Below are 18,151 nucleotides of genomic sequence, written 5' to 3' on the forward strand. Positions count from 1 at the left end.
GGTTGGGTGTAAATTGTATTTATTGGTTGCACCAACCGCCACAAATTAAATTTACCTATCCCAAAATGTTTCGCCACGCGCACATGAACAATCCGATGCACCAGGCCCGCGCACATGCTGCCGCGGCCCGGGTGTCGGCGCGCGTGTCGTTGTTCTCTTCCCTGGCACATCCTCGCAGCAGCGGCATGTCCGCGCTCACGCCTCGAATCCTCGCCCGGCTTGATTGAGCTCGGCGTTGAGGATCCTTCTCATCTGCCGAGCCAACTCTACATCGTTTTGAAGTGACGAGGAGGCGCATTGCGCGCTCCGATCACCCGAAGTTGCACGCCGATGTACGTAGCACCCGCTATTGCCGGCGTGAAGCCTGTCGCTGGAGCACACCAGCGATTTTTATTAGGAGGAAACAAAATGAAGCCAGCTATTGTCGTGTCGACAGTCGACTACCAACGCCTGCATTCGCTGCTCGATGGGCTGCCGGGCGCCAATACCGCAGCCAAGGACCACTTGCTGGGGGAGCTGGAGCGCGCCGACGTGGTCGAGCCCGACGAAATGCCGCCCACGGTCGTCACCATGAATTCCAAGGTCCGCTTCATGCTCGAAAACTCGCGCGAGGAGTTCTGCATGAACCTGGTCTACCCGAAGGACGTCGGCAACAACGACACCCTGTCGGTCCTGTCGCCGGTCGGCAGTGCGCTGTTGGGCCTGAAGGAGGGCGACTGCATCGAATGGCGGCATCCGGCCGGGGCCTTGCTGGCGGTGAAGGTGCTGGGTGTCGAGTACCAGCCCGAACGGGCCGGCGAATTGCACATGTAAGGTGTCGACCGATGGTCAGGCCCCGCCGGCATAGCCGTGCTGCCGCCATGCCTCATAGACCACCACCGCGACCGTGTTCGACAGGTTCAGGCTGCGGTTGCCGGGTCGCATTGGCAGGCGGATGCGCTGGGCCGGCGGAAAGGATTCGCGCAGTGCCAAAGCCAGCCCACGACTTTCCGGGCCGAACACGAACACGTCGCCCGGCCGGAACGCCGCTTCGGCAAACGGCGAGGAGCCGTGCGTGGTCAGCGCGAACATGCGGGTGCGATCCGGCTGTTCCGAGGCGAGATAGGCTTCCCAGTTCTTGTGCACCTTCATCGTCGCATAGTCGTGATAGTCGAGCCCGGCGCGGCGCATCTTGGCGTCGTCCAGCGGAAAGCCGAGCGGCTCGATCAGGTGCAACTGCACCCCCGTGTTGGCGCACAGGCGGATGATGTTGCCCGTGTTGGGCGGGATTTCTGGTTCGACCAGTACTACGTGAAACAAATTCCTCTCCTTTAATTTGGCGCCGTGCGCGCGAACACCAGGTTCGACACGCGCACCGCGCCGGCGCGCTTCAAGGCCGCCGCCAGTTCGGCCAGCGTCTGCCCGCTGGTCATCACATCGTCGACCACGCCCACGTGACGGCCCTGAACGCACTCGTCCCTTACCACGAACGCGCCGCGGATGTTATCAATCCGCTCGCCAGGCGACACGCCCGACTGCGCGCGCGTGTCCCGTGCGCGAACGGCCAGCCGCGGCCGCAGCGCGATGCCCAGCGCGCCTGACAGCGGCCGCGCGATCTCGAGCGCCTGGTTAAAGCCCCGTTCGACCAGCCGCCGCGGACCCAGCGGCACCGGGCACAGCAAGTCCGGCAGAGCAAATCCCGGCTGCGCCAGCACCGCGTCGCGCAGAATGTGCGCGAACCAGGGCGCCAGCGCGAGCCGGCCGGCGAACTTCAGTTGCAGCACCAGCTGGTCCAGCGGCGCGGCGTAATCGACTGCCGCAATCGTCGCGTCATAAGCCGGGCTGTTGGCCAGGCAGCTGCCGCAGCGCAGCCCTTCTTGCGGCACCGGGTTGGCGCAGCACGGGCAGCGCGTGCGCCGCGGCGCTACGTACTGTTGGTGGCACGGCCGGCAGATCACATCGACGCCCGCCGCGCCGCACAGGGCGCAGCTTGACGGCAGCAGCGCGCACGCCAGCGCGCGCGGCCAGCGGTGCAACCACAGGCGTAGGCGATCCGGCATCGGCTCGTATTCCTACAAACATGTACACTGCCGCATTATCGCATTTGTATGCTGTCCAATTATGGTTTCTCCCCAATCCCCATCCAAGATGAGCGCGCCGATTGATCTTGAGCGCGTGCGTGCGCTGTTCGCCCGGCCCGAACGTGTTTCGGCCTCCGGTTTTTTGCGGCGCGAGATCGCCGAGCGCATGCACGAGCGCTTGGCGCTGGTGAAGATCAATCCGCATCAAGTGCTCGATGCCGGCTGCGGCAGCGGCGCCGACCTGGCGCTGCTGCAAAAGACCTATCCGGCGGCGCAGATCGTCGGCGTGGACGCCGTGCCCGCCATGCTCGAGGCCGCCAAAGCCCCGGCGCCCGCCTTGCGCGCGCTTAACCAGATGCTGAGCCGTTTACTGCCAGCCAAGGCCGGTGTCGACCTGGTTTGCGCTGACTTCGGCAACCTCCCATTTGGGATGAACTCGCTAGACCTCATCTGGTCGAATCTTGCGTTGCACTGGCATCCGCAGCCGGACCGCGTGTTTGCCGAATGGCGGCGGGTGCTGCGCGTCGATGGCCTGTTGATGTTCTCGAACTTCGGACCGGACACCTTCAAGGAACTGCGCGCCGCGTTCGCGGCGATGGACGAGAGTCCGCACGCGCTGCCGTTCGTCGACATGCACGACTTTGGCGACCAGCTGGTGGAAGCCGGTTTCAGCACGCCAGTGATGGACATGGAGCAGATCACCGTGACCTACGACACCGTGGACGCGCTGTTGGCCGACGTGCGCGCGTTCGGCGGCAACCCGCTGGCAACGCGCCGGCGTGCTCTGGTGGGGCGGGCGGCATGGCAAAAGATGCTGGCGGCGCTGGAATCGCAGCGGCGGCCGGACGGCAAACTGGCGCTGACGTTCGAGGTGATCTACGGCCACGCGTTCCGGCCGGCGCCGCGCGTGAATGCGGCAGGAGAGGCAATCATTCGCTTTCAGCCCCGCAAAGGCTGAGGCGGATCGCAAAACAGGTGCATGCGCAGACACGGCATGCTACGCTTGCGGGCGCAGGCAGTAGCAAAGCGTCATCCCGGGGGTACGCGTTTTCCTTGAATTAAGATTGCTTGCATGAGTATAATCAAAGACACTTTTTTCGACTGAAGCAGTAAAACGCTAAAAATCAGGAAGAAAAGCGTAGAAGTCGAACTGGTTGTTGCATCAGCATCATTGGTAGCAAATTGTAGGTCTCGTCCATCGGTAAATGCCGGTGGGCGGTGTCAGGGCTCCTGACGGCTCGCAGTGCATAACGCGCTGCGGGGCGGTGCGGGAGCCTTTTTGCGAAATGGTTTCGGAGCGGCGGCGGTTCTTCGTTCATGAACGCTGACCGTTTAAGAATATTTTTATTTTTGGGTGGTTGGGGAAAACATGACACATGCAAAGCGACTTCAAGCCTTGATGCTCGGTCTCGCAGTATCGGCCAGCATCCCAGCACTGGCGTTACCGATGCCGGAAATAACAGGGCGACCGGTGGAACGCCAGTTGGGCATGCAGCCGCCCGTAACGCAAATCGGCGCCGAGGTCTACAGCCTGCACAACTGGATGATGCTGGTCTGCCTGATCATCTTCATCGGCGTGTTCGGCGTCATGTTCTACTCGGTGTTCCGCCACCGCAAATCACTCGGCCACAAAGCGGCCACCTTCCACGAATCTACCGCTGTTGAAATCGCCTGGACCGTCGTACCGTTCCTGATCGTGATCGGCATGGCCCTGCCGGCCACCCGCACCGTGATCGCGATGAAGGACACCTCGAACCCGGACCTGACGATCAAGGTCACCGGCATGCAGTGGAAATGGGGTTACGACTACCTCAAGGGCGAAGGCGAGGGCATCTCCTTCCTGTCCGCCCTGTCCACCCCGCGCGACCAGGTAGGCGCGCCGGGCGTGGCGCCGACCGAACCGCGCGGCGACAACTATCTGCTCGAAGTCGACAACGAGATGGTCGTCCCGGTCAACAAGAAGATCCGCCTGGTGCTGACCGCCAACGACGTGATCCACTCGTGGACGATCCCCGCATTCGCCGTCAAGCAGGACGCGATTCCCGGCTTCGTGCGCGACACCTGGTTCCGCGCCGAGCAGACCGGCACCTATCGCGGCAGCTGCGTGGAGCTGTGCGGCAAGGAGCACGCCTTCATGCCGATCGTCGTGAAGGTGGTCTCGCAGGACGAATACACCGCCTGGGTCGGGGCCCAGAAAGCCAAGATGGCAGCCGCCGCCGAGAATCCGAACAAGGTCTGGACCCTGGACGAACTGAAGACCCGCGGCGAAAAAGTCTATGCCACCGACTGCGTGGCCTGCCACCAGGCCAACGGCAAGGGCGTGCCGGGCACTTTCGCGCCGCTCGATGGCTCGCCGGTGGTGAACGGTCCCAAGGCTGAACAGATCGAGGTCCTGCTGAACGGCAAGCACAGCGGCAAATACTCGGCCGAGATGCCGTCCTGGAAGCAGCTGTCGGATACCGACATCGCCGCCGTGATCACCTATACCCGCAACAACTGGAGCAACCACGCTGCGGAAAACATCGTTCAACCGGCCGAGGTTCTGGCTGCACGTAGCAAGTAAGAAAGACAGGAAACTGAAATGACTACAAGCACTCTCGATCACGCCCACGACCACGACCACGCCCATGACCACCCGCATGGCTGGCGCCGCTGGCTGTTCGCCACCAACCACAAGGACATCGGCACGCTCTACCTGTGGTTCTCGTTCACCATGTTCCTGTCGGGCGGCGTGCTGGCACTGTTGATCCGCTCCGAGCTGTTCAAGCCCGGCCTGCAATTCTTCCAGCCTGAATTCTTCAACCAGCTGACCACGATGCACGGCATCGTGATGGTGTTCGGCGCGGTCATGCCCGCCTTCGTGGGCTTTGCGAACTGGATGATCCCGCTGCAGATCGGCGCCTCGGACATGGCGTTCGCGCGCATGAACAACTTCTCGTTCTGGCTGCTGCCGCCGGCCGCGATCCTGCTCGCCACCTCGTTCTTCGTGCCGGGCGGGGCGACCGCCGCCGGCTGGACCCTGTACGCGCCGCTCACGACCCAGATGGGTCCGGGCATGGACATGGCGATCTTTGCCCTGCACATCATGGGCGCCTCGTCGATCATGGGTTCGATCAACATCATCGTCACCATCCTGAACATGCGCGCGCCCGGCATGACCCTGATGAAGATGCCGATGTTCTGCTGGACCTGGCTGATCACCGCCTACCTGCTGATCGCGGTCATGCCGGTGCTGGCCGGCGCCATCACCATGACGCTGACCGACCGCCACTTCGGCACCACCTTCTTCAACGCCGCCGGCGGCGGCGACCCGGTCATGTACCAGCACATCTTCTGGTTCTTCGGCCACCCCGAGGTGTACATCATGATCCTGCCGGCGTTCGGCATCGTGTCGCAGATCGTGCCGGCCTTCGCGCGCAAGCCGCTGTTCGGCTACGCCTCGATGGTGTACGCCACCGCGTCGATCGCGATCCTGTCGTTCATCGTCTGGGCGCACCACATGTTCACCACCGGCATGCCAGTGACCAGCCAGCTGTTCTTCATGTACGCCACCATGCTGATCGCGGTGCCGACCGGCGTGAAGGTGTTCAACTGGGTCGCCACCATGTGGCGCGGTTCGATGACCTTTGAGACCTCGATGCTGTTCGCGGTCGGCTTCATCTTCGTGTTCACGATGGGCGGCTTCACCGGCCTGATCCTGGCCGTGACCCCGATCGACATCGCGCTGCAGGACACCTACTACGTGGTGGCGCACTTCCACTACGTGCTGGTGGCCGGCTCGCTGTTCGCGCTGTTCGCCGGCTTTTATTACTGGAGCCCGAAGTGGACCGGCCACATGTACCCTGAACTGCGCGGCAAGATCCACTTCTGGGCCTCGCTGATCACGTTCAACATCACCTTCTTCCCGATGCACTTCCTGGGCCTGGCCGGCATGCCGCGCCGCTACGCCGACTACGCCGCGCAGTTCACGGACTGGAACACTGTGGCCACCATCGGCGCGTTCGGCTTTGGCCTGTCGCAGGTCTACTTCCTGTTCTTCGTGGTGCTGCCGACCATCCGCGGCGGCGCCAAGGCAGCCGACAAGCCGTGGGAAGCGGCGGAAGGCCTGGAATGGACCGTGCCGAGCCCGGCGCCGTTCCACACCTTCGAAACGCCGCCGCTGGTGAAGTGATGGATGAACCCAAACCGAAGAAGCCGAACAACCTCAGGACTGGTTTGCTGTTGGCGGCGCTGGCGTTGTTCTTCTTCGTAATGCTGTTTGTAAAACGCCTCTGGCTGAGCTGAAAAAGTGAGCAAGGAACAGGATCGCAGTCTCAAGTTGAACCGCACGATGCTGGGCAAGCTGGTCGTGGTTGCGATCCTGATGTTCGGTTTCGGCTATGCGCTGGTACCCGTCTACCGGAAGGCATGCGAGGTGCTCGGCATTAACGTGCTGACGGCGAAGGACGGGACCGTGGCACGGCCGACCAACACCCAGGTCGACCTGTCGCGCACGATCACGATCGAGCTCGACGGCAACGCGCAGGGGCCGTGGCGCTTCCGGCCGACCCAGAACAGCGTGACGGTGCACCCGGGCGAACTGACCACCGTGATCTACGAGGTGGTCAACACCCAGGGCAGGGCGCTCAAGGCACAGGCAATCCCGAGTTACGCGCCGCAGTCGGCGGCGCCGCACTTCAAGAAGGTTGAATGCTTCTGTTTCCGGGAGCAGGTGCTGCAGGCGCACGAGGCGCGTCAGATGCCGGTCGTGTTCTACATCGATCCGGCGCTGCCGCGCGAGGTGACCAACATCACCCTGTCGTACACCTTCTTTGAGATCGGCGCGGTAACCGCGTCGAAGTGATATGGACGAGACAGACAAACCGACCCAGCGCAACGCCTCATTCGGCAAGACGATGAAGGCCGTGTTCTGGTCGTTCTTCGGGGTGCGCAAGAAGCGGGACTACGACCATGATGCGGCGCACCTGAACCCATTACACCTGATCGTCGCCGCGCTGATCGGGCTGGTGCTGTTTATCGGGGTGCTGATCGCCCTCGTGAAATTTGCGGTATCGAAGTAAGCATTCCAACTGAAGCAACTACTCAACACCACAGTACAAGATTGACTTAGGAGATTGAAGATGAGTTTGCCACACACCGCGCCGTACTACTTCGTGCCGGGCCCCTCGAAATGGCCGGTCGCCGCCGGCGTCTCGATGCTCACGACCATGGCCGGCGCGTCCGGCTGGGTCAACGGCACCGTCTGGGGGCCGGGGGTCTGCATCGCCGGCATCGTTGCGATGCTCGTCACCTTGTATTTCTGGTTCGGTGATGCGATTTCCGAATCGGAATCGGGCAAGTATGGCGCCCGCATCGACACCTCGTACCGCTGGTCGATGAGCTGGTTCATCTTCTCCGAAGTCATGTTCTTCGGCGCCTTTTTCGGTGCGCTGTTCTACGCGCGCTCGATCTCGATGCCGTGGCTGTCCGACCTCGACCACAAGATCCTCTGGCCGGACTTTAACGGCCACTGGGGCAACGCCGGCCCGGCAGGCGTGATCGAGCCGTTCACCACGATGGGCCCGTTCCCGATCCCGACCATCAACACCGCGTTGCTGCTCTCCTCGGGCGTGACCCTGACCATCGCGCACCACGCGCTGCGCGCGGGGCACCGCAGCAAGACCGCGTTCTGGCTGTTCATGACCATCGTGCTGGGCGCGGTCTTCATTGGCTTCCAGGCTTACGAGTACCACCACGCGTACACCGAGCTGAACCTCAAGCTGTCGTCGGGCATCTACGGTTCAACCTTCTTCATGTTGACCGGCTTTCACGGCTTCCACGTGACGCTGGGTGCGATCATGCTGTCGGTGATCCTGTACCGCGTGCTGCGAGGGCACTTTACGCCAGACAGTCATTTCGGGTTTGAAGGCGCGGCGTGGTACTGGCACTTTGTCGACGTGGTGTGGCTGGGCTTGTATATCGTCGTGTATTGGATGTAAAAGGGCCTGTGCGGCGTAGGGTGCGCACCTGTGCGCACGCGGTACGGTTGCGCAAAGTTTGCTTCCGCGTGCGCACGGGGTGCGCACCCTACGGTATTCGGCCCGTTTGCTGAATGAAAAAGGGGACGGGCTGCGTCTGCAGCCGTCCCCGGTTTTTATCCGGCTAGCGCATCGAAATGCCAGTCGGCTGGATCCAGCCCAGCTTGTAGGCGCCGAGCACGATCAGGAACAGGGTGACCGACAGCCCGACACGCATCGCCAGTGCCTGCACTGTGCGGTTGCTCCTGCCCTTGTCGCGCATCAGGAAGAACAAGGCCGAGGCGAGGCTGGCGATGATCAGGGTGAATGCGATGCCAACGAAGATTTTCATGATGCGGCTCTGGCCCCATATGTCAGTTGAGGCTTCATTGTAATGCGTTTCACCTTTCATTTTAGACTAGTACCTTTCATCGCGACCGTGCTGCTGGTTGCGCTGGGCATTGCGCTGGGCAACTGGCAGGAGCGGCGCGCTGCTCAAAAGATGGCGATCTACCAGCGGCTGGCCGAGCGCTTCCCCCAGGCGCCCATCGTGCTCGGTCCCGCGCCCATGCCGGCCGCGCCAATGGAATTTCGGCGCGTCACCGTCACCGGCCAGTTCGACACGGCATGGCCAATTTTTCTAGAGAATAAGACTTACCAGGGCCGTCCCGGGTCGTATCTCGTAATGCCGTTTAAAATAGCGGATTCGCAGATGTACGTACTGGTCGCGCGCGGCTGGTTGCCGGGCGATCCGGCTCGCTATGACAAGGTCCCCGACTATCCGACGCCCACTGGCACGGTGACGATCGAAGGCAGGGTGGCCGGCTCGCTCGGCCGTGCCCTGCAGTTGGGCAAGCCTCCCGTGTTGCGGCCGAACGCCTTCGTGCAGAACCTCGAACCGGCCGCGTTTGCCCAGGCCAGCGGCTTGCGGTTGCAGCCGTTTTTTGTCGAGCAGACTGGCCCCAAGCTGGAAGGCGAACCGTTCGTGCGTGATTGGCCGGCGCCGGCAATGGGGATCGAGAAACACCAGGGCTACGCGTTCCAGTGGTACGCGCTGGCAGCGATGGCCTTCCTCTTTTTTGTGATAACGGGATTTCGGAGTGGAACGAAACATGACGGCTGAGGTAGCAAGCAGGACGGCCCGCGTCAACGGGCGCTGGAAAATGTTGTTGGTGTTCCTGATCTGCGCGGCGCCGATGATTGCGGCCTACGTGGCTTATTACATCGTCAAGCCAACTTCGCGCAACAACTACGGCACGCTGATCGATCCGCGCAACCATCCCATTCCCGCGATGGCCACGACCACGCTCGATGGCCGGCCGCAGACGCTCGATGCGTTCAAGGGCAAGTGGATCATGCTCAAGGCCGGCGGCGGCGCCTGCAACGACGCCTGCCGCAACCAGCTGTTCGAGATGCGCCAGTTGCGTCTGATGCAAGGCAAGGAAATGGACCGCATCGAGCGCGTCTGGCTGATCACCGACAGCGAACCGCTGGACACGATCGTGATCCGCGAATTCGACGGCACCCACATGCTGCGCGCGCCGCAAAACGTCGTCAACCAATGGTTGCCTGCCGATCCGGGCACCACCTTCGAAGACCACATTTACCTGATCGACCCGCTGGGCAACCTGATGTTGAGCTTCCCGAAAGACGCGGACCGCCCGGAAGCGCGCAAGAAGATGCACAAGGACATTGCCAAGCTGCTCAAGGCGTCCGCGATCGGCTGATTTCAAGATGCACGTAACACACCTGATCCAACTGGCCGTCACCGGCCTGCTCGTGGCCTGCCTGCCGCTCTCGATGGTCTGGATGTCATCCGACGCCAACAAGTACCGCAAGCTGGTGTGGGTGGCTGTCTTCCTCACTTTTGACCTGATCGTGTTCGGCGGCTTCACGCGCCTGACCGACTCGGGCCTGGGCTGCCCCGACTGGCCCGGCTGCTACGGCATGGCCAACCCGTTCCTGGCGCACGAGCACATTTCGGCGGCCGAGGCGCTTATGCCCACCGGTCCCGTCACCGTGGCCAAGGCCTGGATCGAGATGATCCACCGCTACCTGGCGATGGGCATCGGCTTCGTGATCATCGCGCTGATGATCAAGGCGTGGCAGCAGTGGCGACGGACGCGCGCGAGCGCGTTTGCGCCGCTGATGCCGACGCTGCTGTTTCTTCTCGTCTGCCTGCAGGGCGCGTTCGGCGCCTGGACCGTGACCATGAAGCTGCAGCCGATTATCGTGACGACCCACCTGCTGCTGGGGCTGACGCTGCTGGCGATGCTCGTTTGGTTGGGCGGGCGCGAGGACAACGTGCTTGCGCCGCCCCAGCCGTCGCACGACCCTGCCGCGCTGCGCGGCGTGCGCCGCCTGGCAATCGGGTCGGCGCTGGTTCTCCTGGTGCAGATCGCGCTGGGCGGGTGGGTGAGCACCAACTACGCGACCCTGGCCTGCAGCGATTTCCCGCTTTGCAATGGCCAACTGGTGCCGGAAATGGATTTCGAACATGGCTTCACGCTGTGGCGTGAACTGGGCCGCACGGCCGCCGGCCATTACCTGCCGTTCTCGGCGTTGACGGCCATCCACTGGGTGCATCGCAACTTCGCGATGATCGTGGTCGTCGTGCTGGGTCTGACGGTGTGGCGCGCCTGGCCGCATGCCCACCTGCGACCGACCGCGCGCAAGCTCGCGCTGGTGCTGTCGCTGCAGGCGCTGACCGGTGTTGCGACAGTGTTTCTAAACTTCCCACTCACCATCGCCGTTCTCCACAACGCGGGGGCGGCGCTGCTGGTGCTGCTGGTAACCATGTTAAACTACAAGGCCAAGTACCAACTGGACCTGGCGTCGCCTACCCCCCGCGCGCCAAACGTCACTCCTGCAAGTCTCCACCAATGACCACCCAGACTATTAGCCACAAGCCTGCCACCCGCGCATCGCAGTACTGGGCGCTGACCAAGCCCCGGGTAACCCAGCTGGCCGTGTTTTGCGCCGTGATCGGCATGTTCCTGTCGACCGACGGCTTTCCCGGCTGGCGCCCCCTGATCGCCGGCACCATCGGCATCTGGCTGCTGGCCGGCGCCGCGTTTGCCGTCAACTGCCTGGTCGAGGCCGAAGTGGACGCACGCATGGCGCGCACCGCGCGCCGCGCCACCGCCATGGGCGAACTCTCGCGCACCCAGACCCTGACCTTTTCCGGCGTGATCGGCGGCGCCGGCATGTGGGTGCTGTACACCCAGGTCAACCCGCTGACGATGTGGCTCACCTTCGTTACCTTCGTGGGCTACGCGGTGATCTACACCATCCTGCTCAAGCCCTACACGCCGCAGAACATCGTGATCGGCGGCTTGTCGGGCGCCATGCCGCCGGCGCTCGGCTGGGCCGCGGTCGCAGACCACGTGCCGATGGAGGCATGGCTGCTGGTGCTGATCATCTTCATGTGGACCCCGCCGCATTTCTGGGCGCTGGCCATGTACCGGCGCGACGACTACAAGCGCTCGGGCCTGCCGATGATGCCGGTCACCCACGGGCTGAAATACACCGGCCTGCAGGTGTGGCTGTACACCGTCGCGCTGGCTGCCACCACGCTGCTGCCGTGGGCCGTGCACATGAGCGGCCTGCTGTACCTGGGCGCCGCCGTCGTGCTCAACGCCGTTTTCCTGCGCCACGCCTGGCTGATCTACAAGCACTACACCGACCAGATCGCGCGCAAGGCATTTGCCTGGTCGATCGTCTACCTGTCGCTGCTGTTCGCGGCGCTGCTGGTCGACCACTATTTCAAGTTCTGATTTCGATATGAAAAAACTGCTGACCGTGCTGGTCATGACCGTGCTGCTGGCCGGCTGTGACAAGGTGTTCCACAAGGCGCCGAGCTTCGAAAATACCGATGTGACCGGGCTCGAGTATGGCAAAGATTTCTCGCTGCTTGATCACAACGGCAAGCCGCGCACCCTGGCCGATTTCAAGGGCAAGGTGGTTGTCATGTTCTTCGGCTACACCCAGTGCCCGGACGTGTGCCCGACCACCATGGCCGAAATGACGTCCGTGATGAAGGAACTGGGGCCGTCCGCCGACAAGGTGCAGGTGCTGTTCGTCACGCTCGACCCGGAGCGCGACACGCGCGAAATCCTGTCGCAATACGTGCCGGCGTTCGACCAGCGTTTCCTGGGACTGTATGGCACGCCCGAGCAGACCGCCCAGGTGGCCAAGGAATTCAAGGTGTTCTACACGAAAGTGCCGGGGTCGGCAGCAAACACTTACACGCTCGACCACTTTGCCGGCATGTATGTGTTCGACCAGGACGGCAAGATTCGCCTGTTCGTGCGCAATGGGCAGGATCCGCGGACGATCGTTCACGACATCCGGCAGCTGTTATCGTAAGGTAGAGCAAACTAGACGCAAACGTACCGCGTGCGCACAGGTGCGCACCCTACGGCTACGATTTGCACGCCGTAGGGTGCGCACCCGTGCGCACCGGTACGTTCGCGTTTCGTTGGCGCTTCTCTAATCCTCCTCGTCCGCGCCGCCTGCCCGCGCCAGCCGCGGAATCACCTTCACCAGCAAAATCCGCGGCCCGTTCATCTTCCTGACCACGACATCGAACATCGGGAACGCGATCCGCTGCCCCTGTTTCGGAATGTCCCCGAGCTTGGCCATCAGCAGGCCGCCGACCGATTCCACCTCGTCCAGCCCCATCTGTTCATTGTCGATGTCGATCCCCAGCGCGCGCTCGAGCGAGAAGATCGGCAGGCTGGCCTTGCCGATGAAGGTGCCGTCGGCCTGTGGCAGCCAGTCGTTTTCGTTGAGCCGGAATTCGTCGCGGATTTCGCCCACCATCGCGCCCAGCAGGTTGTCCAGCGTGATGAAGCCGACCGGACGCTTGCCCTTTTCGCCGATCAGCGCGAAGTGCGGGGCGCCGCGCTTGAAACGGCGGAAGATCTCCGGCGCCGGGGTGCGCGCCGAGATCACTTCGACCGGCCGCAAAAAGTCCGCCAGGTCGTTGATCGCGCGCCCCGACTGCTGGGCAAAGAACAGGTCCTTCAGGTGGATCACGCCCAGCACCTCCTCGCCTTCCTCGTCGAAATAGGGATAGCGCGAAAAGCGGTTGCGGCGCACGGTGTCCAGATTCGCCTCCACCGTGCGGCTGGCGTACAGCGCGATCACCTCGTTAATCGGCCGCATCAGGTCCGACACCGTCATCTGCGAAAAATCGAGCGACTGGGCCAGGATGTGGCGCTGGTCGTGCAGCAGCTTTTCGCCCGGCGCGCCGGTGCTGGTGCGCAGGATCATCTTCAGTTCGTCGGTCGAGTAGTGGGTGGCTTCGTGGCCGCCGCCCGCGCCGGACAGGCCGGAAATGCGCAGCACCAGGTTGGCGCTGGCGTTGAGCAGCCAGATCGCCGGGTACATCAGCCAATAAAAGCCGTACAGCGGCAGCGCGCTCCACAGGCCGACCGCTTCGGGAATGCGGATCGCCAGCGACTTGGGCGCCAGCTCGCCGACCACGATGTGCAGGAACGAGATCACGCCGAACGCGATCACGAACGACACGCCGTGGATCAGCTCGGGCGAGGTCACGCCGAGCGCGCCGAACACCGGTACCAGCAGGCGCGCGAAGGCCGGTTCGCCGACCCAGCCAAGGCCGAGCGAGGCGAGGGTGATGCCGAGCTGGCAGGCGGAAAGATAGGCGTCCAGCTGGCCGTGGACCTCGGCCAGGATGCGGCCGCGCAGGCCAGTGGTTTTGGCGATGGCGCGCACCCGCGTCTTGCGTAATGTGACGATGCCGAATTCGGCCGCCACGAAAAAGCCGTTCAGCACCACGAGCAGCAGCGCGAGAACGACGAATAAAACATTTTGCATAAATAACTTGTATAAACGAAAGGCAAAGCCCGCGCATTGTACGCGTCAAGCGGCTGCCAGCCCTCCCTGGGGCACCGCCGACAGGATCGCCTCCACCGCCGGATGCTTGATCTTGCGTTCGTTCGAGATCGCGAAAAACTGTTCGCGCACCTGCGGCACGCGCCCGACCAGCCTGGCTCCCAACTGCTCGGCAAGGTCATTGACCAGCGCCGCCGGCGCGAAGAACAGGCCCAGGCCGCGCCGCCCGAAGGTGTTGAGCAGCGCGTTGTCTTCGAACTCGCCGACCACGTCCGGCCGCAGGTTGTGCCCTTCGAACCATTCGTCGATTTTGCCCCGCAAGGCATTATTACGCGTCGGCAGCAGGAACGGCGCGCCGTTCAAATTCCCGGGAAAGCCCTTCTCGTAGACCGCGGCCAGGCTCGGCGCGCCGACCACGATCGTCTCGCTCTCGAACAACTGGTGGCTGAACACGCGTAGCAGGGTGCCGGAGCGCGCCGGACGGTCGCTCAGCACCACGTCGAGCTTGTGCAGCACCAAGTCGCCCAGCAGCGCTTCGTGCTGGTCCTCGTAGCACACCAGCCGTACCGGCGTGGCCAGTTGGGTGGTCGCTTCCAGCAGGCGGTACGCGGTGAGCTTGGGCAGCGAGTCGGAAATGCCCACCGACAGGCGCGTACGTACGCTGTCGGCCTCGTCCAGCGCTTCCTGCATTTGTTCGCCGAGCAGGAAGATCTGGTCCGCGTAGTTGAGCGCGGTGCGCCCGGCTTCGGTCAGTATCAGGCGCCGGCCCTGCTGGGTGAACAAGGCCTTGCCCACCGCCTGCTCGAGCAGGGTGAGCTGGGTGCTGACGGTCTGTACGGCCAGCCCCAGCCGCTCGGCCGCGCGCGTGATGCTGCCTTCCTTGGCCACCACCCAGAAGTAGTACAGGTGGCGGAAATTTGGTCCGGTATTTTTCATCTCTTCCGTTTTCTCGAAGGAATGCTTCGATTCTCTTCGCTTTTTATGTCGCTTGTCCAGCCCTACACTCTGTCATATCAAATCAAACACATTGAAGGAAAACAAAACATGAAGCACTTCAAGATGTCGTTCCTCGTCACCGCGCTCTGCCTTGTGGCCGCCGGCTGGTGGGGATACGAGCACAGCGGCATGGCCGGCGCCCTGACCGGCATCGGCATTGCCGCGATCCTGGCGGTCATGGAGGTGTCGCTGTCCTTCGACAACGCGGTGGTCAACGCGTCCGTGCTCAAGACTTGGAACGAGCGCTGGCAGAAGCTGTTCCTCGGCGTGGGCATCATCATTGCCGTGTTCGGCATGCGCCTGCTGTTCCCGCTGGTGATTGTCGCGGTGGCGGCCGACCTTGGCCTGATGGAGGTGTGGAACCTTGCCTTGTCCGACCCCAAGCAATACTCGATGCACCTGACTAATCACCACGCGGAAGTGGCGGCCTTCGGCGGCATGTTCCTGCTGCTGGTGTTCCTCAATTTCCTGTTCGACGACGAGAAGGAACTGCACTGGCTTGGCCATGTCGAGCAAAAGCTCGGCGCGCTGGGCAAGGTGTCGTCGATCTCGGTGATGGTCGCGATCGGCACGCTGATGGCCAGCATGACGCTGGTGGCGCCGGAGCAGAAGATGGTGGTGCTGATGTCGGGCCTGTGGGGCATCCTGATCTATGTCGGCGTGGATATGATCAGCAGCCTGCTGGAGAAGGAAGAAGAGGGCGCGGGCAATGTCGGCGACATGGTCAAGAAGGGCGGCATCGGCGGTTTCCTGTACCTGGAGGTGCTGGATGCCTCGTTCAGCTTCGACGGCGTGATCGGCGCGTTCGCGATCACCAGCGACGTCGTGATCATCATGCTGGGCCTGGCGATCGGCGCCATGTTCGTGCGCTCGCTGACGGTGTTCCTGGTCAAGAAGGGCACGCTCGACGAGTTCGTGTACCTGGAGCATGGCGCGCACTACGCGATCGGTATCCTGGCCGCGATCATGCTGTTGAGTATGAAGTTCCACATCCCTGAGCTCGTCACCGGCCTGACTGGCGTGGCCTTCATCGCCGCCTCGCTGTGGTCGTCGATCAAGTACAAGAAGGAACAGGCGGCGCTGGGCGTCAGTGAAAAGGACGAACTGTCGGCGTAACAGCGCGAGAACAAGCCCGGTAACGGGCGCAACGAACCGCGCGGCGAGCGGCAGAACACCAGCTCGCTGCGCGTGATAACCGAGGTGTTCAAGAAAGTCCTTTAACTTTAGGAGGTCACATCATGGCAATCAGTCTGCAAAAGGGCGGTAACGTCAACCTGTCGAAAGAGGCTCCGGGCCTGTCGCGGCTGACCGTCGGCCTGGGCTGGGACGTGCGCGCCACCGATGGCGCCGAATTCGACCTGGATGGCGTGGTGTTCATGGTCAACCAGTCGGGCAAGGTACGCTCGGACAAAGACTTTATCTTCTACAATAATCTGAAGTCGGTCGATGGTTCGGTGGAGCATTCGGGCGACAATCGAACCGGTGCCGGCGACGGCGATGACGAGAGCGTTACGATCGACCTTTCCCGGGTTCCGGCCGACATCGACAAGATCGTGGTCGCCGTTACCATCCACGATGCCGACGCACGCCGCCAGAACTTCGGCATGGTCAGCAAGGCGTTCGTCCGCTGCGTCAATGCCGGCAATAACGGCGAAATCGCCCGCTTCGACCTGTCGGAAGACGGCTCCACCGAGAGCGCGATGATCTTTGGCGAAGTGTATCGCAACGGCGCCGACTGGAAGTTCCGCGCAATCGGCCAGGGGTTCAAGGGCGGGCTGGCTCCGCTGGCGAAGAACTACGGCGTCAACGTTTAATCGCAACCAGGTTTGCCGCCCGCACGGGCGGCATCCAGAAAGGAAAGCTGCAATGCCAGTTTTTAGCGTGACCGGGGATGTCGATCCCTTCCTGCACGTATCGATGAAACAGGGCGAGACGATCTACTGCGAATCGGATGCCATGGTGATGATGGAATCGACGCTCGACCTGAAGGGCAAGATGCGCGGCGGCCTGGGTAGCGCGCTGATGCGCACCTTCGCCAACGGCGAGTCGTTCTTCCAGCAGCATATCGAGGCGGTGCGCGGCGACGGCGATTGCCTGCTGTCGCCGACGCTGCCAGGCGCGATGCAGGTGGTCGACTGCGGCCCCAACCAGTACATCATCAGCGACGGCGCGTTTGTCGCGGCCAGTGCGAAAGTGGAGCTGCGGGTGCGCACCCAAAGCCTGGGCAACGCGCTCTTTGCGCAGAGCGGCGGCTTTTTCGTGACCGAGACGAGCGGCAGCGGCCAGGTGGTGGTGTCGGGCTTCGGCTCGATGAGCATGCTGGAAGTGGAGCCGGGCAAGGACGCGATCATCGACAACTCGCACGTCGTGGCCTGGGACAGCACCCTGCGCTACGAGGTCTCCATCACCACTGGCCAGAGCAGCGGCTTTCTTGGCAACCTGATCAACAGCCAGACCAGCGGCGAAGGGATCGTCCTGCGCTTTTCCGGCCGCGGCAAGGTTTTTGTGTGTTCCCGTAACCGCAGTGCATTCAAGGCCTGGATGCAGTCGCCGGGGCGGGGCTGATACAAGGAGAAACATATGAGTGTCAATCTGCAAAAGGGGCAGAAGATCTCGCTTGAGAAAGAGGCGGGCGGGAGCTTATCTCGCGTGACGATGGGCCTGGGCTGGGATGCCATCAAGAAGGGTGGATTCTTCGGCTTTGGGGCGCGTACCGAGAGCGTGGACCTGGACGCGTCGTGCGTGCTGTTCGACGAGTCGAACCGGCCGGTCGACGTGGTGTGGTTCCGCCAGCTCAAGAGCCGCGACGGCAGCATCGTGCACACGGGCGACAACCGCACCGGCGCCGGCGAGGGCGATGACGAGCAGATCATCGTCGACCTGGCGCGTGTGCCGGCCAACGTCAAGTCGCTGGTATTCACCGTCAACAGCTTCACCGGCCAAAGTTTTTCGCAGGTGGAGAACGCGTACTGCCGCCTGGTCAATGCATCCAACGACCGGGAAGTGGCGCGTTACGACCTGTCGGTGCAGGGTCCGCACACGGCCCAGATCATGGCCAAGGTGTACCGCCACAATGGCGAGTGGAAGATGCATGCGATTGGTGAAAACGCGAGCGGCCGCACCTTCGATGACCTGATGCCGGTGATCACACCGCATCTGTAGCAATTACGGGGCCTTGGCCGGAGGCGTAGGGTGCGCACCTGTGCGCACGCGGTCACCGCATGCTGACTTGCGGCT

22 protein-coding genes are annotated in these 18,151 nt (G+C 62.8%); 17 read left to right on the forward strand and 5 right to left on the reverse strand.

What is annotated here, in order from left to right; translation table 11 throughout:
- The first annotated feature begins 408 nt into the window (after positions 1-408).
- The gene (rnk, locus tag E4O92_RS20445; RefSeq protein WP_135191507.1) at positions 409-813 is read left to right on the forward strand and encodes a nucleoside diphosphate kinase regulator; all 405 of its coding nucleotides are present in this window, start codon (positions 409-411) and stop codon (positions 811-813) included.
- 15 nt (positions 814-828) lie between these two features.
- Here the strand turns inward: rnk and trmL are convergent, their stop codons facing one another.
- Together trmL and E4O92_RS20455 are read right to left on the reverse strand one after the other, a co-directional pair.
- The gene (gene trmL / locus E4O92_RS20450) at positions 829-1,299 is read right to left on the reverse strand and encodes a tRNA (uridine(34)/cytosine(34)/5-carboxymethylaminomethyluridine(34)-2'-O)-methyltransferase TrmL (RefSeq protein WP_135191508.1); all 471 of its coding nucleotides are present in this window, start codon (positions 1,297-1,299) and stop codon (positions 829-831) included.
- An 11-nt stretch (positions 1,300-1,310) separates the two neighbouring features.
- Entirely contained in the window at positions 1,311-2,039 is a 729-nt protein-coding gene (locus tag E4O92_RS20455) for a ComF family protein (protein WP_135191509.1), read from the reverse strand.
- 88 nt (positions 2,040-2,127) lie between these two features.
- Between E4O92_RS20455 and E4O92_RS20460 the strand changes: the two genes are divergently transcribed.
- The 7 genes from E4O92_RS20460 to E4O92_RS20485 all read left to right on the forward strand — a co-directional run bounded on the left by E4O92_RS20460 (position 2,128) and on the right by E4O92_RS20485 (position 8,038).
- A complete protein-coding gene (locus tag E4O92_RS20460; RefSeq protein ID WP_135191510.1) occupies positions 2,128-3,018 on the forward strand; it encodes a methyltransferase domain-containing protein in 891 nt (296 codons plus the stop codon).
- A gap of 411 nt (positions 3,019-3,429) precedes the next feature.
- Entirely contained in the window at positions 3,430-4,623 is a 1,194-nt protein-coding gene (gene coxB, locus E4O92_RS20465; RefSeq protein ID WP_135191511.1) for a cytochrome c oxidase subunit II, read from the forward strand.
- Between the two features lie 18 nt (positions 4,624-4,641).
- The gene (gene ctaD, locus E4O92_RS20470) at positions 4,642-6,231 is read left to right on the forward strand and encodes a cytochrome c oxidase subunit I (RefSeq protein WP_135191512.1); all 1,590 of its coding nucleotides are present in this window, start codon (positions 4,642-4,644) and stop codon (positions 6,229-6,231) included.
- Entirely contained in the window at positions 6,231-6,344 is a 114-nt protein-coding gene (locus E4O92_RS25065; RefSeq protein WP_213016408.1) for a cytochrome oxidase small assembly protein, read from the forward strand. Before ctaD ends, E4O92_RS25065 begins: the two co-directional genes overlap by 1 nt.
- 4 nt (positions 6,345-6,348) lie before the next feature.
- Positions 6,349-6,903, forward strand: a complete 555-nt coding sequence (locus E4O92_RS20475; protein WP_135191513.1) for a cytochrome c oxidase assembly protein — start codon at positions 6,349-6,351, stop codon at positions 6,901-6,903.
- Position 6,904: 1 nt separating this feature from the next.
- Positions 6,905-7,120: a DUF2970 domain-containing protein gene (locus E4O92_RS20480; RefSeq protein WP_135191514.1), complete on the forward strand. Its 216-nt coding sequence runs from the start codon at positions 6,905-6,907 to the stop codon at positions 7,118-7,120.
- Between the two features lie 60 nt (positions 7,121-7,180).
- The gene (locus E4O92_RS20485; RefSeq protein WP_135191515.1) at positions 7,181-8,038 is read left to right on the forward strand and encodes a cytochrome c oxidase subunit 3; all 858 of its coding nucleotides are present in this window, start codon (positions 7,181-7,183) and stop codon (positions 8,036-8,038) included.
- A 163-nt stretch (positions 8,039-8,201) separates the two neighbouring features.
- Here E4O92_RS20485 and E4O92_RS20490 read toward each other — a convergent pair whose 3' ends face one another.
- Complete coding sequence (locus E4O92_RS20490; RefSeq protein WP_135191516.1) at positions 8,202-8,408, reverse strand: twin transmembrane helix small protein; 207 nt, start codon at positions 8,406-8,408, stop codon at positions 8,202-8,204.
- An 87-nt stretch (positions 8,409-8,495) separates the two neighbouring features.
- On the opposite strand from E4O92_RS20490, the gene E4O92_RS20495 reads away from it, so the two are divergent.
- Genes E4O92_RS20495 through E4O92_RS20515 form a run of 5 tightly spaced genes read left to right on the forward strand, consistent with a single transcriptional unit; the run spans position 8,496 to position 12,424 of the window.
- The gene (locus E4O92_RS20495) at positions 8,496-9,179 is read left to right on the forward strand and encodes an SURF1 family protein (RefSeq protein ID WP_307721759.1); all 684 of its coding nucleotides are present in this window, start codon (positions 8,496-8,498) and stop codon (positions 9,177-9,179) included.
- On the forward strand, positions 9,169-9,783 hold the full coding sequence (locus tag E4O92_RS20500) for an SCO family protein (RefSeq protein ID WP_135191518.1): 615 nt from the start codon (positions 9,169-9,171) through the stop codon (positions 9,781-9,783). The genes E4O92_RS20495 and E4O92_RS20500 overlap by 11 nt, the downstream gene beginning before the upstream one ends.
- Positions 9,784-9,790: 7 nt before the next feature.
- Entirely contained in the window at positions 9,791-10,942 is a 1,152-nt protein-coding gene (locus E4O92_RS20505; RefSeq protein WP_135191519.1) for a COX15/CtaA family protein, read from the forward strand.
- Complete coding sequence (cyoE, locus tag E4O92_RS20510; protein ID WP_135191520.1) at positions 10,939-11,832, forward strand: heme o synthase; 894 nt, start codon at positions 10,939-10,941, stop codon at positions 11,830-11,832. Before E4O92_RS20505 ends, cyoE begins: the two co-directional genes overlap by 4 nt.
- 7 nt (positions 11,833-11,839) lie before the next feature.
- Positions 11,840-12,424, forward strand: coding sequence for an SCO family protein (locus E4O92_RS20515; protein ID WP_135191521.1), 585 nt, complete (start codon positions 11,840-11,842; stop codon positions 12,422-12,424).
- A 123-nt stretch (positions 12,425-12,547) separates the two neighbouring features.
- On the opposite strand, the gene E4O92_RS20520 is transcribed toward E4O92_RS20515, so the two are convergent.
- Both E4O92_RS20520 and nhaR read right to left on the reverse strand, forming a co-directional pair.
- Positions 12,548-13,900, reverse strand: coding sequence for a hemolysin family protein (locus E4O92_RS20520; protein WP_135191522.1), 1,353 nt, complete (start codon positions 13,898-13,900; stop codon positions 12,548-12,550).
- Positions 13,901-13,945: 45 nt separating this feature from the next.
- On the reverse strand, positions 13,946-14,854 hold the full coding sequence (gene nhaR, locus E4O92_RS20525) for a transcriptional activator NhaR (protein ID WP_135191523.1): 909 nt from the start codon (positions 14,852-14,854) through the stop codon (positions 13,946-13,948).
- A gap of 108 nt (positions 14,855-14,962) precedes the next feature.
- Here nhaR and E4O92_RS20530 point away from each other — a divergent pair, with 108 nt between their 5' ends.
- The 4 genes from E4O92_RS20530 (at position 14,963) to E4O92_RS20545 (ending at position 18,076) form a co-directional block, all read left to right on the forward strand.
- Positions 14,963-16,030 (forward strand): DUF475 domain-containing protein, encoded by a 1,068-nt coding sequence (locus E4O92_RS20530; RefSeq protein WP_135191524.1) that lies wholly within the window; start codon positions 14,963-14,965, stop codon positions 16,028-16,030.
- A 122-nt stretch (positions 16,031-16,152) separates the two neighbouring features.
- Positions 16,153-16,728, forward strand: a complete 576-nt coding sequence (locus tag E4O92_RS20535) for a TerD family protein (protein WP_135191525.1) — start codon at positions 16,153-16,155, stop codon at positions 16,726-16,728.
- 52 nt (positions 16,729-16,780) lie between these two features.
- A complete protein-coding gene (locus E4O92_RS20540) occupies positions 16,781-17,479 on the forward strand; it encodes a TIGR00266 family protein (protein WP_135191526.1) in 699 nt (232 codons plus the stop codon).
- A 15-nt stretch (positions 17,480-17,494) separates the two neighbouring features.
- Positions 17,495-18,076, forward strand: a complete 582-nt coding sequence (locus E4O92_RS20545; protein WP_135191527.1) for a TerD family protein — start codon at positions 17,495-17,497, stop codon at positions 18,074-18,076.
- Positions 18,077-18,151 lie beyond the last annotated feature (75 nt).

The sequence above is a fragment of the Massilia horti genome (assembly GCF_004614195.1).
In the GTDB taxonomy this organism is placed as follows: Bacteria; Pseudomonadota; Gammaproteobacteria; order Burkholderiales; family Burkholderiaceae_D; genus Telluria; species Telluria horti.

Bases quoted from the DNA above. Each gene is read 5' to 3' on its own strand.
- rnk (WP_135191507.1), top strand. From the start codon at position 409: ATGAAGCCAGCTATTGTCGTGTCGACAGTCGACTACCAACGCCTGCAT.
- E4O92_RS20455 (WP_135191509.1), bottom strand. From the start codon at position 2,039: ATGCCGGATCGCCTACGCCTGTGGTTGCACCGCTGGCCGCGCGCGCTG.
- E4O92_RS20460 (WP_135191510.1), top strand. From the start codon at position 2,128: ATGAGCGCGCCGATTGATCTTGAGCGCGTGCGTGCGCTGTTCGCCCGG.
- coxB (WP_135191511.1), top strand. From the start codon at position 3,430: ATGACACATGCAAAGCGACTTCAAGCCTTGATGCTCGGTCTCGCAGTA.
- ctaD (WP_135191512.1), top strand. From the start codon at position 4,642: ATGACTACAAGCACTCTCGATCACGCCCACGACCACGACCACGCCCAT.
- E4O92_RS25065 (WP_213016408.1), top strand. From the start codon at position 6,231: ATGGATGAACCCAAACCGAAGAAGCCGAACAACCTCAGGACTGGTTTG.
- E4O92_RS20480 (WP_135191514.1), top strand. From the start codon at position 6,905: ATGGACGAGACAGACAAACCGACCCAGCGCAACGCCTCATTCGGCAAG.
- E4O92_RS20485 (WP_135191515.1), top strand. From the start codon at position 7,181: ATGAGTTTGCCACACACCGCGCCGTACTACTTCGTGCCGGGCCCCTCG.
- E4O92_RS20490 (WP_135191516.1), bottom strand. From the start codon at position 8,408: ATGAAAATCTTCGTTGGCATCGCATTCACCCTGATCATCGCCAGCCTC.
- E4O92_RS20500 (WP_135191518.1), top strand. From the start codon at position 9,169: ATGACGGCTGAGGTAGCAAGCAGGACGGCCCGCGTCAACGGGCGCTGG.
- E4O92_RS20505 (WP_135191519.1), top strand. From the start codon at position 9,791: ATGCACGTAACACACCTGATCCAACTGGCCGTCACCGGCCTGCTCGTG.
- cyoE (WP_135191520.1), top strand. From the start codon at position 10,939: ATGACCACCCAGACTATTAGCCACAAGCCTGCCACCCGCGCATCGCAG.
- E4O92_RS20515 (WP_135191521.1), top strand. From the start codon at position 11,840: ATGAAAAAACTGCTGACCGTGCTGGTCATGACCGTGCTGCTGGCCGGC.
- E4O92_RS20520 (WP_135191522.1), bottom strand. From the start codon at position 13,900: ATGCAAAATGTTTTATTCGTCGTTCTCGCGCTGCTGCTCGTGGTGCTG.
- nhaR (WP_135191523.1), bottom strand. From the start codon at position 14,854: ATGAAAAATACCGGACCAAATTTCCGCCACCTGTACTACTTCTGGGTG.
- E4O92_RS20530 (WP_135191524.1), top strand. From the start codon at position 14,963: ATGAAGCACTTCAAGATGTCGTTCCTCGTCACCGCGCTCTGCCTTGTG.
- E4O92_RS20535 (WP_135191525.1), top strand. From the start codon at position 16,153: ATGGCAATCAGTCTGCAAAAGGGCGGTAACGTCAACCTGTCGAAAGAG.
- E4O92_RS20540 (WP_135191526.1), top strand. From the start codon at position 16,781: ATGCCAGTTTTTAGCGTGACCGGGGATGTCGATCCCTTCCTGCACGTA.
- E4O92_RS20545 (WP_135191527.1), top strand. From the start codon at position 17,495: ATGAGTGTCAATCTGCAAAAGGGGCAGAAGATCTCGCTTGAGAAAGAG.